This is a genomic window from Streptomyces sp. P9(2023) (genome assembly GCF_032436795.1).
Lineage (GTDB): Bacteria > Actinomycetota > Actinomycetes > Streptomycetales > Streptomycetaceae > Streptomyces.
The window spans coordinates 1-260 of sequence record NZ_JAUPWM010000606.1; the positions used below are offsets into that span (position 1 = coordinate 1).

1 protein-coding gene is annotated in these 260 nt (G+C 38.8%); it reads left to right on the plus strand.

Annotated features, from left to right (window positions below):
* Positions 1–204: hypothetical protein (locus Q5762_RS38865; RefSeq protein WP_315897030.1), on the plus strand; the 204-nt coding region annotated here is incomplete at its 5' end.
* Positions 205–260 lie beyond the last annotated feature (56 nt).

Sequence of the window (260 nt, forward strand, 5' to 3'; positions counted from 1 at the left end):
TCTGCCAACACAGAAGTCAAAATCATCAACAACAACGGAATGAATCTAGTCTATCGAGATGGGATCCAAACTTTAGAAGATGTGATCACTGGAAGCACCTTTCCAGTTTTAAAACCCGGTAAAAATCGTATAGAGTTTTATCATAGTGATTTTACTCAGATTCCGCCAACGATTACTGGCACGTACGAAAAGAGGTGGTACTAATTGGATATGAGACCTATGTTGGCAGAAAATCGATTTGGCAAATTTTCCCAGTATTG